14 protein-coding genes are annotated in these 15494 nt (G+C 64.6%); 7 read left to right on the top strand and 7 right to left on the bottom strand.

Going from position 1 to position 15494, the window contains the following annotated elements:
* Positions 1 to 152: 152 nt before the first annotated feature.
* Positions 153 to 1511: a hypothetical protein gene (locus WMW70_RS04310; protein ID WP_341436258.1), complete on the top strand. Its 1359-nt coding sequence runs from the start codon at positions 153 to 155 to the stop codon at positions 1509 to 1511.
* Here WMW70_RS04310 and arsJ read toward each other — a convergent pair whose 3' ends face one another.
* The 4 genes from arsJ to WMW70_RS04290 all read right to left on the bottom strand — a co-directional run bounded on the left by arsJ (position 1512) and on the right by WMW70_RS04290 (position 5106).
* Positions 1512 to 2741, bottom strand: a complete 1230-nt coding sequence (gene arsJ, locus WMW70_RS04305; protein ID WP_341436257.1) for an organoarsenical effux MFS transporter ArsJ — start codon at positions 2739 to 2741, stop codon at positions 1512 to 1514.
* 211 nt (positions 2742 to 2952) lie between these two features.
* Positions 2953 to 3957 (bottom strand): ArsJ-associated glyceraldehyde-3-phosphate dehydrogenase, encoded by a 1005-nt coding sequence (locus WMW70_RS04300; RefSeq protein ID WP_341436256.1) that lies wholly within the window; start codon positions 3955 to 3957, stop codon positions 2953 to 2955.
* Positions 3958 to 3982: 25 nt separating this feature from the next.
* Complete coding sequence (locus tag WMW70_RS04295; protein WP_341436255.1) at positions 3983 to 4309, bottom strand: YnfA family protein; 327 nt, start codon at positions 4307 to 4309, stop codon at positions 3983 to 3985.
* A gap of 23 nt (positions 4310 to 4332) precedes the next feature.
* Entirely contained in the window at positions 4333 to 5106 is a 774-nt protein-coding gene (locus tag WMW70_RS04290; RefSeq protein WP_341436254.1) for a metalloregulator ArsR/SmtB family transcription factor, read from the bottom strand.
* Between the two features lie 152 nt (positions 5107 to 5258).
* Between WMW70_RS04290 and arsB the strand changes: the two genes are divergently transcribed.
* The 6 genes from arsB (at position 5259) to WMW70_RS04260 (ending at position 11918) form a co-directional block, all read left to right on the top strand.
* Complete coding sequence (gene arsB / locus WMW70_RS04285; RefSeq protein ID WP_341436253.1) at positions 5259 to 6335, top strand: ACR3 family arsenite efflux transporter; 1077 nt, start codon at positions 5259 to 5261, stop codon at positions 6333 to 6335.
* A gap of 9 nt (positions 6336 to 6344) precedes the next feature.
* Positions 6345 to 7349, top strand: coding sequence for a permease (locus WMW70_RS04280; RefSeq protein WP_341436252.1), 1005 nt, complete (start codon positions 6345 to 6347; stop codon positions 7347 to 7349).
* A 15-nt stretch (positions 7350 to 7364) separates the two neighbouring features.
* Complete coding sequence (locus tag WMW70_RS04275; protein WP_339459555.1) at positions 7365 to 7598, top strand: thioredoxin family protein; 234 nt, start codon at positions 7365 to 7367, stop codon at positions 7596 to 7598.
* An 88-nt stretch (positions 7599 to 7686) separates the two neighbouring features.
* Complete coding sequence (locus tag WMW70_RS04270) at positions 7687 to 8565, top strand: AraC family transcriptional regulator (protein ID WP_341436251.1); 879 nt, start codon at positions 7687 to 7689, stop codon at positions 8563 to 8565.
* A gap of 164 nt (positions 8566 to 8729) precedes the next feature.
* Complete coding sequence (locus WMW70_RS04265; protein WP_341436250.1) at positions 8730 to 11366, top strand: DEAD/DEAH box helicase; 2637 nt, start codon at positions 8730 to 8732, stop codon at positions 11364 to 11366.
* A gap of 291 nt (positions 11367 to 11657) precedes the next feature.
* Complete coding sequence (locus WMW70_RS04260) at positions 11658 to 11918, top strand: YebG family protein (protein ID WP_341436249.1); 261 nt, start codon at positions 11658 to 11660, stop codon at positions 11916 to 11918.
* 254 nt (positions 11919 to 12172) lie between these two features.
* On the opposite strand, the gene WMW70_RS04255 is transcribed toward WMW70_RS04260, so the two are convergent.
* The 3 genes from WMW70_RS04255 to pdhA form a co-directional block, all read right to left on the bottom strand.
* The gene (locus tag WMW70_RS04255; RefSeq protein WP_341436248.1) at positions 12173 to 13282 is read right to left on the bottom strand and encodes a dihydrolipoamide acetyltransferase family protein; all 1110 of its coding nucleotides are present in this window, start codon (positions 13280 to 13282) and stop codon (positions 12173 to 12175) included.
* A gap of 98 nt (positions 13283 to 13380) precedes the next feature.
* The gene (locus WMW70_RS04250) at positions 13381 to 14367 is read right to left on the bottom strand and encodes an alpha-ketoacid dehydrogenase subunit beta (RefSeq protein WP_341436247.1); all 987 of its coding nucleotides are present in this window, start codon (positions 14365 to 14367) and stop codon (positions 13381 to 13383) included.
* Positions 14357 to 15469, bottom strand: a complete 1113-nt coding sequence (pdhA, locus tag WMW70_RS04245) for a pyruvate dehydrogenase (acetyl-transferring) E1 component subunit alpha (RefSeq protein ID WP_341436246.1) — start codon at positions 15467 to 15469, stop codon at positions 14357 to 14359. Before pdhA ends, WMW70_RS04250 begins: the two co-directional genes overlap by 11 nt.
* Positions 15470 to 15494: the final 25 nt, after the last annotated feature.

Genomic DNA, 15494 nt, shown 5'->3' with positions numbered 1-15494 from the left:
TGCGCGCCTTAGGCCGCCACCACTTGCATAAAGTTGCGCTTTTTCTGGACGCGAGTTGCAGTGACGGACGTATTGGCTGGGCGCTATGGCCAACGCGGGCAGCGACTGCTACAACCCTAGGCAATCCACTCCAGAATCACACGGAAACCACCATGACCCAGCCGCTGCTCCCCCTCAGCGAACAAGACGCTAGCTATCTCTCTTCGGCCAGCGTCGGTGCGGCCCTGGCCGAGGTGTCGATCAAAACGCTCAACAGCCGTTGCTTCTGCATCAGCCTGGATCAGACGGCGCTGCGCGATGCCCTGGAGTCAAACCTGGGCCAACCTGGGCTGTTCGAACTGGTGCGCGAGCGCTGCCCCTACCTGTTTGCCGCCCACCCTGTATTCGTCGCCAGGGCCCAGCTCGAACGCATGGCCGAGGTGATTCGCGCCATCGAGTCGGTGGTGGCCCTGCCGGCCTATCGCGAGCGGGTATTGGCCCGCTCGCCGGCCATTGCCCGGTTTGAGCCTGGGGCCAAGGGGGTGTTTTTCGGTTATGACTTCCATATCGCCGAAGACGGCATCGGCCTGATCGAGATCAACAGCAATGCCGGCGGGGCCATGCTTAACGCCGTGCTGGCGCGGGCGCAGCGGGCGTGCTGCCCGGCCATCGAGCAACTGCTGCCGCCGGCGCTGCGGGCCGAAAGCCTGGAGGCCAATATCATTGCCATGTTCCAGCAGGAATGGGCCCTGGCGGGTCATACCCGGCCGCTGCGCAGCATCGCCATAGTCGACGAGAGGCCCGAGCAGCAGTATCTGTACCCGGAGTTTTTGCTGTTCCAACAGCTGTTCCAACGCCACGGCCTGCAGGCGGTAATCGCCGACCCCAGCGAGCTAAGCCTGCGTGACGGCCAGCTCTGGCATGGCGAACTGGCCATCGACCTGGTCTATAACCGCCTGACCGATTTCGCCCTGGACGATGCGGCCCATGCCCAGCTGCGCCAGGCCTATCTTGAGCGCGCCACCCTGCTCACCCCGCACCCGCAGGCCCATGCCCTGTATGCCGACAAACGCAACCTGGCGCTGCTGAGCGATGCCGAGCAACTGCAGGCCCTCGGCGTGCCCGAGGATATTCAGGCACTGCTGCTGGCGGCCATTCCGCATACCGAAGTAGTCGAGCCAGCCAATGCCGAACGCCTGTGGCGCACGCGCAAGCAGCTGTTCTTCAAACCCTGCGCCGGTTACGGCAGCCGCGCCGCCTACCGCGGCGACAAACTGACCCAGCGCGTATGGCAGGAAATCCTCGCCGGCGATTACGTGGCCCAGGCCCTGGTGCTGCCGGGGCAACGCGCCATGTCACCGGAAACCCCGGCACTGAAGTTCGACCTGCGCGCCTATGCCTACGACAGCCAGGTGCAGTGGCTGGCCGCGCGCCTGTACCAGGGCCAGACCACCAATTTTCGTACCCCAGGCGGCGGCTTTGCCCCCGTATACCCGGGACCTGAGGGTGGTTGTGGGGCCAGCTGCGACTGATCAGCCCGCGGGTTTCTGCTCAGCATGCCTGGGCAGGCCAATGGAAATCAGCGCGGCGAGCAGGACAAAGGCCGACGACACCCACAGGCAGGCTTGCAGGCCATAGGCCTGATACACCCAGCCCGACAGCAGCGTGCCGATCAGCCGACCAAGGGCGTTGGACATGTAGTAGAAGCCAACATCCAGCGATACGCCGTCTTCCTTGGCGTAGCTGACGATCAGGTAGCTGTGCAGCGAGGAGTTCACCGCAAACAGCGCGCCAAACGCCATCAGCCCGCCGAGCAATACCCAGTGCGCCGATAGATCAGTGCTCAAACCCAGAGCAATGGCTGCGGGCAACCCGGCCAGCACGGCAGCCCAGGCGAATGCCGCGCGACCATCCGGCAACTGGCCGCTGGCCTTGCCGGTGATGGTCGGGGCGAAGGACTGCACAATGCCGTAGCCAATCACCCAGGCAGCGAGAAAGCCGCCGACCATCCAGAAATCCCAGCCAAACACGCTGGACAGGTACACCGGCAGCGCCACCACAAACCACACATCGCGGGCACCGAAGAGAAACAGTCGCGCCGCCGACAGAATATTGATCGCCCGGCTCTTGGACAGAATGTCGCGAAACTTCGGTTTGGCCTTCGCCTTGCCCAGATCCTTTTTCAGCAGCAGCAGGCTGGCCAGCCAGATCAGCGCCAGCACAGCCGCCATGGCCAGGACCGCGCCGGTGAAACCGAGCAACGCCAGCAACGCGCCGCCCATAAAGAAGCCCACGCCCTTGAGCGCGTTTTTCGAGCCGGTAAGAATCGCCACCCACTTGTACAGCCTGCCCTGCTGGCTGTCCGGCACCAGCAACTTGATCGAGCTTTTGGCGCTCATCTTGTTCAGGTCTTTGGCAATACCGGACAGCGCCTGCGCGCCCATCACCCAGGGAATGGTCAGCCAAGCCGCTGGCACGGTGAGCATCAGCAAGGCCGCCACCTGCAGGCCCAGGCCGATATTCATGGTGCGATTCAGCCCCAGCCGCGCCCCCAGATAGCCGCCGACCAGATTGGTCACCACGCCGAAAATCTCATAGAACAGAAACAGCGCGGCGATCGCCAGCGGCGAGTAACCCAGGCTGTGAAAATGCAGCACCACCAACATGCGCAGCGCGCCGTCGGTGAGGGTAAAGGCCCAGTAGTTGCCGGTCACCAGCAGGTATTGGCGCACGTCGGGGGCTAGGCGGGATAAGGCGTGCATCGGAGAAATCCTGTTGTACCGCATGGAGTAAGTGATGGATTTCGCAACAGGCTTTTGTAGGAGCGGGCTTGCCCGCGATGGCAATACCGACGATCCATCGCGGCCAATAACTAGGCGTTCCCGCCGCCCCTACAGAGCGTAGGGTGGATGGCGCTTTATCCATCCACCAGATAACCAAGGTGGATGAAAAAGGCGTCATCCACCCTACGGATCAATCGGCCAACCCCACCATCCGCGCCAATTCCACCGCGCGGTTGGCGTAGCCCCATTCGTTGTCGTACCAGGCGTAGAGCTTCACCTGGGTGCCGTTGACCACCATGGTCGACAGCGCATCGATAATCGAGGAGCGCGGATCGGTGCGGTAGTCGATGGACACCAGCGGCCGCTCCTCATAGCCAAGAATCCCAGCGAGCGGCCCGTCAGCGGCGGCTTTAAGCAGAGCGTTGACCTCTTCCACCGTGGTGGCGCGCTCCACCTCGAATACGCAATCGGTCAGCGAGGCGTTGGCCAGGGGTACGCGCACGGCATGGCCATTCAACTTGCCGCGCAGCTCGGGGAAGATCTCGGCAATCGCCGTGGCCGAACCGGTGCTGGTGGGGATCAGGCTCATGCCGCTGGCCCGTGCCCGGCGCAGGTCCTTGTGCGGCGTATCGAGAATGCTCTGGGTGTTGGTCAGGTCGTGGATGGTGGTGATCGAACCGTGGCGGATGCCGAGGTTCTCGTGGATCACCTTGACCACCGGAGCCAGGCAGTTGGTGGTGCAGGAAGCGGCGGTAACGATGCGGTGCTGCACCGGGTCGAACAGCTGCTGGTTGACGCCCATCACGATATTCAGCGCGCCCGGCTCTTTTACCGGCGCGCAGACCACCACGCGCTTTACGCCTTGGTCGAGATAGGCCTGCAGCACCGCGACGCTTTTCATCTTGCCGCTGGCTTCGATCACCAGATCACAGCCGCTCCAGTCGGTATCGTCGATGGTCTTGTTGGCCGTGATCTGGATGCGCTTGCCGTCGATCAGGATGCACTCGCCTTCGCTGCTCGCCTCATGCTGCCAGCGGCCATGCACCGAGTCGAAATTCAGCAGATGAGCGTGGGTCGCGGCGTCACCGGCCGGGTCGTTGACCTGCACAAACTCAAACTCCGGCCAGCCCCAGGCAGCACGCAGCGCCAGACGACCGATACGACCAAAACCGTTGATACCTACCTTGATAGCCATGCACAGACTCTCTCTGTTGAAGGGATTAGATATTGCGCGGTGCAAACATAATGATCGCCATACCGAGCACGGCCACAGCCGCACCCAGCAGATCCCAATGGGTCGGACGAATGCCGTCCACCAGCCACAGCCAGATGATTGCCGTCGCCACATAGACCCCGCCGTAGGCGGCATACACCCGCCCGGTAGCGGTTGGATGCAGGGTCAGCAGCCAGGCAAAAAGCGCCAGCGATACAGCAGCCGGCACTAGCAACCAGATGCTCTTGCCCTGCTTGAGCCACAGATACGGCAGGTAGCAGCCGATGATCTCGGCCAGCGCCGTCAGGGCGAATAACCCCAAGGTATTGATCATCGTTGCCTTATCCCTCGAATGGCTTAGCCGCACACCGCGGCGCGATCGGGGCGGTCACGCATACCGTGCAAACGCAAGCGATCCTCGGCCAGTTGCGGATCACCGGCCTCAAGCACCTGGGCCAGAGTCTGGCCAACCCAGGCCGGCAGTTGCGGGTGCAAACGGTAATAGACCCACTGCCCGGCGCGGCGATCCTGCAGCAGGCCGCTGCTGCGCAACTGGGCCAGGTGGCGGGAGATCTTCGGCTGGCTTTCCTCCAGGGCAGCGGTCAGCTCGCAGACGCACAGCTCGCCCTCCTGGGCGATCAACTGGGTCATGCGCGCGCGGGTGTCGTCGGCCAGGGCCTTGAACAGGGTGACAGGGGCGAGCATCTGCAGTGGGGCCCTGGTCTTGTTCTTGACCAGCACGAACATCTTGATGCGCTCATGGATCTGCTGCAGGCAGTGCTTGTAGGCATTCGGCTGGCGGCTGCTGGCCGGGTCCTCGAAGTCCCAGGCGATATATTCGCCGGCCCCGGGCAGGGTGCTGCACTCGAAGGCGGACTTGTCGCACAGGGTGATCACGTAGTCGAACTGCTGACCGTCGAAATGCTCCAGGCCTTTGCTCTGCAGCCCCTCGGTACTTACCCCCAGCTGCTCCAGCGCCAGACGCGCACGCGGGTCCACCTCGCCGGGCTGGGTGCCGGCGCTAAAGGCCTCGTAGCCTTCGGGGTCGGTATGGCGCAGCAGGGCTTCGGCCATCTGCGAGCGGGCGGCGTTGGCCACGCAGAGAAACAGCACGCGGGTCTTTTGGCTCATGGCGGTGGGCGTCACATAAATACGGTTTTGCGAATATATTGATATCCATATATCTTGTAAACCGTATATTCAGCCAAGCCCAAGCCGACCCAGATCAATACCGCGCCCGGCGGGCCTGACTAGACTCGTGACGTTGCCTCAAGGAAGCCAGCATGACCAACACCCTCGAATCCTCGGCCTCTCAGGCCGGCTCGCCACTGGGCTTTTTCGAACGTTACCTGACGCTCTGGGTATTGCTCTGCATCATCGGCGGCACCCTGCTCGGCCTGTTCGCCCCAGAGGCGGCGCAGGCCGTGGGCGCACTGGAAATCGCCCAGGTGAATATTCCGGTGGGCCTGCTGATCTGGGTGATGATCATCCCCATGCTGATAAAGATCGACTTCAGCGCCATTGGCGAGGTCTACCAGCAGCGCGCCGGCCTGGGCGTGACCCTGACCGTCAACTGGCTGATCAAGCCCTTTACCATGGCTTTTATGGCCTGGCTGTTTCTGCGTCATGCATTCGCCGGCTGGCTGCCGGCCGAGCAGATCGACAGCTATGTGGCCGGGCTGATCCTGCTCGGTGCCGCGCCCTGCACCGCCATGGTGTTCGTCTGGAGCAACCTGTGCAGGGGCAACGCCAACTTCACCCTGACCCAGGTGGCGATCAACGACCTGGTGATGGTGTTCGCCTTCGCCCCCATAGTCGCTTTGCTGCTGGGCGTGTCATCGATTCCGGTACCCTGGGACACCCTGCTGCTGTCGGTGGTGATGTATATCGTTATCCCCCTGGCCATCGCCCAATTTATCCGCGCGCGCCTGCTGCGCCATGGCGATGCGGCCTTGCAAGCGGTGCTGGCGCGTATCGGGCCGTTCTCCATCCTCGCCCTGCTCGCCACCCTGGTGCTGCTGTTCTCCTTCCAGGGCCAGACCATCGTTGCGCAGCCGCTGATCATCGCCATGCTGGCCGTGCCGATTCTGCTGCAGACGCTGTTTATCGCTGCGCTGGGTTACTGGATGTGCCGCCAACTCAAGGTGCGCCACGATATCGCCGGCCCGGCGGCGATGATCGGTGCGTCGAACTTCTTCGAGCTGGCCGTGGCGGTGGCCATCGCGCTTTACGGCTTCAACTCCGGCGCAGCATTGGCCACGGTGGTCGGCGTGCTGATCGAGGTGCCGGTGATGCTCTGGCTGGTGCGCATGGTCAATAACAGCAAGGGCTGGTACGAGCGCACTCAGGTGCAAGACTAAGGAAAACCCATGGAACTGTTCAAATGGCTGAACGACCAACTGCTGCGCATGGACTGGCTGGCCTGGCTGGTGCGTGTGCTGCTGGAGGACGGCTTCGGCCTGGACATGACCAGCCGCATTGGTGCCAGCCTGCACTTCTTTATCTATGACGTGATCAAGATTTTTATCCTGCTGGCGGTGCTGATCTTCAGCATTTCCTGGGTGCAGAGTTATTTTCCGCCCGAACGTACGCGGCGGATTCTCGGCGGCATGAGTGGCTTCAAGGCCAAACTCACCGGAGCATTGTTGGGCACCATCACGCCGTTTTGTTCCTGCTCGTCGATTCCGCTATTTATCGGGTTTACCAGCTCGGGGCTGCCGCTGGGGGTGACTTTCGCCTTTCTGATTTCCTCACCGCTGGTGGACCTGGCCTCGGTGATTCTGCTGGCGAGCATCTTCAACTGGTCGATTGCCATCGCCTATGTATTGATTGGCCTGGTGCTGGCGGTGCTGGGCGGCACGCTGATCGGCCGGGCGAAGATGGAGCGTTACGTCGAAGCCTTTGTCATGCACAACCCGGTGCTCGACATCCCCCAGGCAGAACTGATGCGGCGTGACCGGGCGGAATTCGCCTGGGCCCAGGTCAGCGATATTTTCCGCCGGGTCTGGCTCTATGTGCTGATTGGTGTCGGCATAGGCGCGGCCATCCATAACTGGATTCCAGCGGACTGGATCGAAGCGCTGCTGGGGCAGGACAACTGGTGGTCGGTGCCATTGGCGACACTGGTAGGCGTGCCGATGTATGCCGATATCTTTGGCACCCTGCCGATTGCCGAAGCGCTGGTGGCCAAAGGCATCGGCCTGGGCACGGCGCTGGCCTTTATGATGGCCGTTACCGCGCTGTCGTTGCCCTCGCTGATCATGCTCAAGAAAGTGGTCAAGGCACCGCTGCTGGCCTTGTTCTTCGGCATTGTGGCCGTTGGCATCGTGCTGATCGGCTATCTGTTTAATGCGTTTACCTATCTGTTTATCTGACTTTTGGAGCACGGCATGATCATCAAAATCCTCGGTTCCGGCTGCAAGAAATGCATCACTCTGAGCGAAAACACCCAAGCGGCACTGGCCAATCTGGGGCGCGAGGCACAAGTCATCAAGGTCACCGACTTTGCCGAAATCGCCGCCCACGGTGTGATGTCGACACCTGCCCTGGCAATTGACGACAAGGTGGTCTCGGTCGGCAAGGTGCTGACCGTCGGCGAAGTGGAAAAACTGCTCAACGCCTGAACCACGCCTTGCACAATCTTGCGCATTTCTCCAACCGGGGGCTGGCAGCCGATGCGGGCCGGCGTAGCATTGGGCGACCGGAGGTTTTATGGCGCAACTTGAGCATCTACAGGTTTTCCAGAGCATGCACAGCTCACCCAACACCCGCCTGCACCGCAGCGCCGAGTTGGGCGATGGGCTGGCCGCGGCCGTGTGGAGCAACCGTCATGACGCTCGCGACTACCAGGCCCCCAGCCATCACACCCTGTCCTGCTACCTGGCCGGCGGCACCGGCACCTTTCGCCGCGAAAGCCCGCACAGCAAGGGCGCGCCGGACAAGCTGTGCATCCTCCCCGCGGGCCATCAGTCGGCCTGGGTGATCAACGGTGAAATCCATCTGGCTCATCTGTATATCAGCCAGGAGCAGTTCGCCCTGGCGGCGGTCAATCTGCTGGATCGCGAACCCCGGGAGCTGGAGCTGCGCGAAGGCACCTTTCTCGACGATGCACAGCAGGCCCGGCGCTTTCGCCAGCTCAGCAGCCTGGACTGGAGCGAGCCGGGCGAGCGCCTGCTCAGCAGCAGCCTGGCCCACGACCTGATCAGCCATGCCCTGCTGAACCAGGTCGGTCGCCGCGAGGGCCTGCGCCTGAACGGCGGCCTGGCCCCCGGCCTGCGCCGCCGGCTGCGCGACTTTGTTCAGGCCAATCTCGCCGAGCCGCTCAGCCTGGGACAGCTGGCAGGGCTCTGCGCGCTGTCCGAATACCACTTCGCGCGGATGTTCCAGCTCAGCTTCGGCCTGCCGCCACACCGCTATGTGCTGGCCCAGCGCCTGTTGCGCGCCCAGCAGTTGTTGCGCAGCAGTCCGCTACCCCTGGGCGAGGTGGCCCTGGCCTGCGGTTTTGCCAGTGCCAGCCATTTCAGCAACCGCTTCCGCCAGGCCCTGGGGGCGACCCCGGGACAGTACCGCCAGTCATTCGCCGGGCGCTAAGCCCCAGGTGTCGTTCCCGCGGCCAAGGCCTGCACCAACTTGGCGACACACGGGGCCGCACAACAGCCTGCTAATCCGCCCGGCCTGTGCCAGAATCGTCGGCTGTCCTTCAGATATGCCTTCGCCATGCCACGCATCGCCTTTGCCACCCTGGGGTGGTGCTAATGCCCCTCGACCTGCTGCGCATTCGCCAGGAAGACTGGCGCGCGGAATTCGGCTCGGGTGACCTGCAGCGTGGCCAGGGCTATGCCGCGCAGGGCCGCAGCACCCTGCTCAGCCTCAAGGGCGACCTGCTGCTGGCCAACTGCCGCGGCTCGGGCGCGCAGACCTACCACCAACGCATCACCCTCAAGCCCTACGGCCAGGGCTGGAGCGTCAGCGGCCGCTGCAGCTGCCCGGTGGGCTTCAACTGCAAGCACGTGGCCAGCGCCCTGCTGACCCTGCAGAACCAGCAGGATCAGGGCGTCGACCTGTCGCCCCTGATCGTGCCCAGCCCGGAATCGGTCGAACAGTTGCTGCAGGACGTGCAGCCCAAGCCGGTGCTCAGCCTGGGCAGCCTGGTGCGGGTGCATTTCGATGCGCGCAAAGGCCGGATGCAGGAGCAGACCCAGCACCGCGCCGCCCTGGCCTTCGACTACCAGGGCCATCTGGCCACGGGCAAGCCGGTCAAGGATCTGCTGATTAAACAGAGTCCGCAGCAGAGCCTGCGCATCGTCCGCGACGCCGGCCAGGAGGCCGCGCTGCGCAAGCGCCTTGAGCAGACCGGCCTGCAGGTTGCGCTGCGCCAGAGCGAAGCCCTGCCGGAGAGCGCCGGCGAGGCCTATGAACAACCCAACGAGGCGGCCTGGCTGCTGTTTGTCCGCGAACAGCTGCCGCGCCTGCGCGAGGAAGGCTGGGAAATCCGTATGCAGCCGGAGTTCCAGTTCAACCTGGCGCAGGTGGACGACTGGTACGCCACGGTCGAGGAAGATCCGGAACAGAACTGGTTCGACCTGGAGCTGGGTATCGAGGTCGAAGGCCAGCGCCTGAGCCTGCTACCGATCCTGCTGCAGGCGATCCGCCGCACGCCCTGGCTGCTCAATGGCGAGGCGCTGAACAAGCGCGATGACAGTGAGGTGCTGCTGGTCAGCCTGCCGCACAACCACAAGCGCGTCGCCCTGCCCTTCGCCCGCCTCAAGCCGCTGCTGGCGACCCTTGGCGAGCTGTTCTTCCGCGAGCCGGGCGAATCCAGCCAGCGCCTACGCCTGTCGCGCCTGGATGCCGCGCGCCTGGACCTGCTGGCACAGGGCCCAGCCCTGAACTGGCACGGTGGCGCTCAGCTGCGCGACTTCGCCCAGCGCCTGCACAGCCTCAATGCCACGCAGATTCAGGCCCCGCCAGGCCTGCAGGCCGAGCTGCGTGCCTATCAGCTGCAGGGCCTGGCCTGGATGCAGGCCCTGGCCGAGCTGGAAGTCGGCGGCCTGCTGGCCGACGATATGGGTCTGGGCAAGACCCTGCAAACCCTGGCCCATATCCTCTGCGAACAGCAGGCCGGACGCCTGCGCCAGCCGGCGCTGATCGTGATGCCCACCAGCCTGATCCCCAACTGGCAGGACGAGGCCGCGCGCTTTACCCCGCAGCTCAGGGTGCTGGCCCTGCACGGGCCCAAGCGCCGGGCGCTGTTCAAGCAGATCGGCGAGCACGACATCATTCTCACCACCTACGCCCTGCTGCCCCGCGACCTCAAGGCGCTCAACGCGCACAGCTACCGCCTGCTGATTCTCGACGAGGCGCAGAACATCAAGAACCCGCGCAGCAAGGCCGCCCTGGCCGCCGCGCAGATACAGGCTGGGCAGCGCCTGTGCCTGACCGGCACGCCGCTGGAAAATCACCTCGGCGAGCTATGGTCGCTGTTCAATTTCCTCATGCCCGGCTGGCTGGGAGACAGCAAGAGCTTTGTGCGCGACTACCGCACCCCCATCGAGAAACAGGGCAACGCCCAGCGCCTGGCGCACCTGTCCGGGCGGATCAAGCCCTTCGTCCTGCGCCGCAGCAAGGAGCAGGTGGCCCGCGAGCTGCCGCCCAAGACCGAGATTACCCACTGGATCGAGCTGACCGCGGTGCAGCGCGACCGCTACGAAACCCTGCGCCTGGCCATGGACAAGAAGGTCCGCGCGGAAATCGCCCGCCAGGGCCTGGCCCGTAGCCAGATCGTGATTCTCGAAGCCCTGCTGCGCCTGCGCCAGGCCTGCTGCGACCTGCGCCTGCTCGGCGAAGACGGCGACGCGGCGCTGGGCAGCCACGACTCCGGCAAGCTGAGCGAGCTGCTGGAAATGCTCGAGGAACTGTTCGCCGAGGGCCGCCGGGTGCTGCTGTTTTCCCAGTTCACCGCGATGCTGACGCTGATCGAAAACGAATTAAAGGTGCGGCATATCCCCTACGCCAAGCTCACCGGCAGCACCCAGGACCGCCGCACCCCGGTGCAGCAGTTCCAGGCAGGCGAACTGCCGATCTTCCTGATCAGCCTCAAGGCCGGCGGCGCGGGCCTCAACCTCACCGCCGCCGACACCGTGATCCACTTCGACCCCTGGTGGAACCCGGCCGCCGAAGCCCAGGCCAGCGACCGCGCCTACCGCATCGGCCAGGACAAGCCGGTGTTCGTCTACAAGCTGATCGCCCGCGGCAGCGTCGAGGAAAAGATCCAGCAACTGCAGCAGAGCAAAGCCGACCTGGCCCGCGGCCTGCTGGAGGGCGGTAGTCAGGCCCAGTGGCAGCTCGGCGAGGAAGACCTGCAGGCGCTGTTTGCGCCGTTAAGTGACTGAAAACCTGTTCACGCGCTACGCCACGCCGATTTCGTAGAGTGCGCCGTGCGCACCACCAAGGGGGACTGCTGCTGCGCACACGGCGCACCCTACTGGGTCTATGGACTGCTCACCTACTTCGCTACAGCGAGCAACCTGGCCCTCTTTCCTTCGCGGTGCGCACGGCGCACCCTACACAGCCAAGCAATTAGCGCTGGGCAAAGTCGCGCGAGTTCTTTATGCTCGTCACCACTGTACGAATAAACAGTTAACTCCCCGTAACCCATCAGCGTGAAGGCGTAGAGGTGATGAATGGCCGTCGAAGTGGTGTACCGCAGCAGCCGAGATTTGGAGCGTTTGTTTATGGATAAAGCCGAAGCCGACCGCCATGACAAGATGCTCGAGCTGGCCGAGTTGTTGACCGATGTGCTGCAGAAGGCCGTGCCTTCGCTGAACGAGCAGCAGGGTGAGGAACTGGGGATCTTTATGGCGAAAAACCGCGAGATCTTCGCCAAGGCCTTCAAGAACCAGCCCGATGCCTTAAGCGAACTGGGCGAAGCCCAAGCCGAGTAGCCCCCAGCTATACCGGCCACCCGCCCTTTGTCCCGGATTGCAGCGTGTAGCGCGCTTTATCCGGGCTACCGGCTAGACACCGTAGCGTTTGAACAACCACCCGCCCCGTAGGAGCGGCCGGGGTGCCTGACCCATGCCCGTGATGTTTTTCAGCCTTGCAGGGTGGATGACGCCGCTCCCATCCACCATCGCGATGTGGTGGATGGACATAGCGCCGTCCACCCTACACAGCTACACCATGCCTATAGGGCTTCTCACCCCTCTCGCTGCTCCAGCGCCTGCACCAACGCCTGAAGAAAACGCGCCGCCTCGCCGCCGGTAACCGCACGGTGGTCGAAAGTCAGCGACAGCGGCAGGATCGGGTGTACTTCGACCTTGCCCTTGACCGCCACCGGCTCGTCGCGGATGCCGCCGGCCCCGATGATCGCCACCTGGGGCGGCATCACGATGGGGTTGGCGTAGCGACCGAACAGGGTGCCAAAGTTGGACAGGGTCAGGGTCGCGCCCATCATTTCCTGGGGCGGGATGGAACGCGCCTTGACGTCGGCGCGCAGGCGCGCGGCACCGGCTTTCAGGTCCTCGGCGCTGCGTGCGCCGACATTGCGCAATACCGGTACGAACAGGCCATCGGGGCTGTCCACGGCGATGCCCAGGTCGAGCCGTTCGTGCTGTTTGAGCGACAGGTTCTTGCCATCGAACCAGCTGTTGAGCAGCGGCTCCACCCGGCAGGCCGCGGCAATCGCCTGGGCCAGACGCACCAGCGGGTCGCGGGCCTCAGCCCAGAGGTGCAGGTCGGCATCACCGACTATCACCACCGGCACCACTTCGGCGTGGGCGCGGGCCATATTGATCGCCATGCTGCGCCGCACTCCGCGCAGCTTCTCGCCGCCAAACCGGTCCCGCGCCGTCTGGGTCGCCGCCTCAACATCGGCGCGGGTGATCAGGCCATCCGTGCCGCTGCCCGCCAGGTGCCCCAGGTCCACCCCCAGTTGCCGCGCCAGCTGGCGCACCGCCGGGGTGGCCCGCGGGGCCAGGTGTTCGCGGGTGGACGGCGCAGCCCCGACGAAGAAGCTGTCGGCCTGGGCGCTGCCACCCCCCTCCAGGCGGCCGACCACAGTGCCGGCATCGGCCTCGCCTTCGTAGGCCAGCAGCGGCTCACCGACATGCAGGATATCGCCTTCGGCCCCGAAGGTTTTCACCACCACCCCGTCGTAGGGCGCAGGAATATCGACGATGGCCTTGGCGGTTTCCACCGAGACCAGCAGTTGGTCGGCCTTGACCTCGTCGCCGGCCTTGACGTGCCACTCGACGATCTCGGCTTCCTGCAGGCCTTCGCCCAGATCGGGCAGTTTGAAATATTTCATGGCGCTCTCCCCACATTCTCCATCGTGGTGCGCACGGCGCACCCTACCCTGCCCGCACCAACCTCGTAGGGTGCGCCGTGCGCACCAGCCCTTGTCGTTCAGGCGTAATTCAAGACCGCCTCGCAAGCCGCGACTATGTCGGAGGCATCGGGGATATACAGCCCCTCCAGGCGGTACAGCGGTGGCGGAATATCCGGCGCGGTCACCCGCTGGATCGGTGCCTGCAGATCGAGCAAGGCCCGCTCGTAGAGGCTGGCGGCGATCTCCGCGCCAACCCCGCAGCTTTTCGGTGCCTCGTGCACGATCACGCAGCGCCCGGTCTTGCGCACCGAAGCCTCCAGGGTGTCCAGATCCAGCGGCTTGATGCAGGCCACGTCGATCAGCTCCACCGACACGCCGCGCTCGGCCAGCAGCTCGGCGGCCTGCTGGCATTCGTGGATGCTCGCGCCCCAGCTGATCAGGCTCAGGTCGCTGCCCTCGCGCAGGGTGAAGCAGCTGTCCAGGGGCAGGCGCTTGCCGTCGTCGTGCAGTTCCTGAGGGTTCATCCGATAGAGCCGGGTCGGTTCGAGAAAGATCACCGGATCGGGGTCGTCGATGGCTGCCAGCAGCAAGCCATAGGCCCGCGCCGGCGACGAGGGAATGACCACGCGCAGGCCGGGGATATGGGCGAACATCGCCTCGGTACTTTCGCTGTGATGCTCGGGGGCGCGGATGCCGGCACCCATCGGCGTGCGCAACACCATGGGGCAGCTCAAGCGGCCGCGGGTGCGGTTGCGCAGGCGGCTGGCATGGGACACCAGCTGATCCAGCGCCGGGTAGATAAAGCCCATGAACTGGATTTCCATCACCGGCTTCAGGCCCTGGGCGGCCATGCCCACCGCCAGGCCGGCGATCATGGTTTCCGCCAGGGGGGTGTCGATCACCCGCTTGATGCCGAAGGCGTCGCGCAGCCCGGCGGTGGCGCGGAAAACCCCGCCGTTGACGCCGATATCCTCACCCAGCGCGACCACGTTCTCGTCCTCGTACATGGCCCGGTGCAGGGCCAGGTTGACCGCCTCGAGCAGGCTGACTTTGTCACTGGGCATGGCCGTCCCCTCCCCGTTCAGCGGCCGCCCTGCGCCGCGCCGCCCGTTCCAGGAACATCTCGCACTGCTCGGCCAGGGCGGCCGGCCACTGCTCGTAGACATACTCCAGCGCCGCGGTGGCAGGTGGATCGCCGACCACCTCGAAGGCCTCCACCGCCTGCTGCACAAGAGCCTGGCACTCGCCGATCAATGCCTGCTCGCGGCCCTCGTCCCACAACCCCTGGGCCACCATAAAAAGCTGCAGACGCTTGATCGGCTCTTCCTGCCAGGCCTGCTTGACCTCCTCGCTGCTGCGGTAGCGGGTGGCATCGTCGGCGGTGGTGTGATCGCCTAGGCGATAGCTCAGGCATTCCAGCAGCACCGGCCCCTTGCCATGGCGGGCGCGCTCCAGGGCCGCCTGCATGCGTGCGTAAACCGCCAGTACATCGTTGCCGTCCACCTGCTCGCCGGGGAAGCCGGCACCCAGGGCCTTCTGCGCCAGAGTCGGTGCACCGCACTGAATGCGCCGCGGCACCGAGATGGCCCACTGGTTGTTGTTGACCACGAACACCACCGGCAGCTGCCAGGCCCCAGCAACATTCAGCGCCTCGAGAAAGTCGCCCTTGCTGGTCGCGCCGTCGCCACAGGTGGTCACCGCCACGCGGTGCTGGCCGCGGATCTTGAACGCGCTGGCCACCCCGCAGGCATGAAGGGCCTGAGTGGCGATCGGCACGCAGAGCGGGAAGTCCTGGGCCACGGCCGGGTCGGCATAGGCGCTGCCGCGCTCGTCGCCCCCCCAGTAGAGGAGGATTTCCTCCATCTTTACCCCGCGCATCAGCTGTACTGCGGTGTCGCGGTAATAGGGCACCAGCACGTCCTCGGCCTGCATCAGCGCGCCGATGGCCACGCCTATGGCCTCCTGGCCCAGGGTCGGCGCATAGGTGCCGATGCGGCCGGTACGCTGCAGGGCCACGGCCTTCTGGTCGAACAGGCGGGTCAGCACCATCTGCCGGTACAGGCGCACCAGCAGGGCAGGGTCATCGGCCCAGGCCGGCAGCCCGTCAAGCAGGCGGCCCTGGGGATCGAGAAGGCGGGTATAGAGCAGTTTCAGACTGTCAGGCATTGCTGTACTCCTCGACATCTTATGG

Source organism: Pseudomonas sp. XK-1, from assembly GCF_038069885.1.
In the GTDB taxonomy this organism is placed as follows: Bacteria; Pseudomonadota; Gammaproteobacteria; order Pseudomonadales; family Pseudomonadaceae; genus Aquipseudomonas.
The sequence above is the reverse complement of the archived record's forward strand: the minus strand, read 5'-3'. Positions and strand labels throughout refer to the sequence as shown.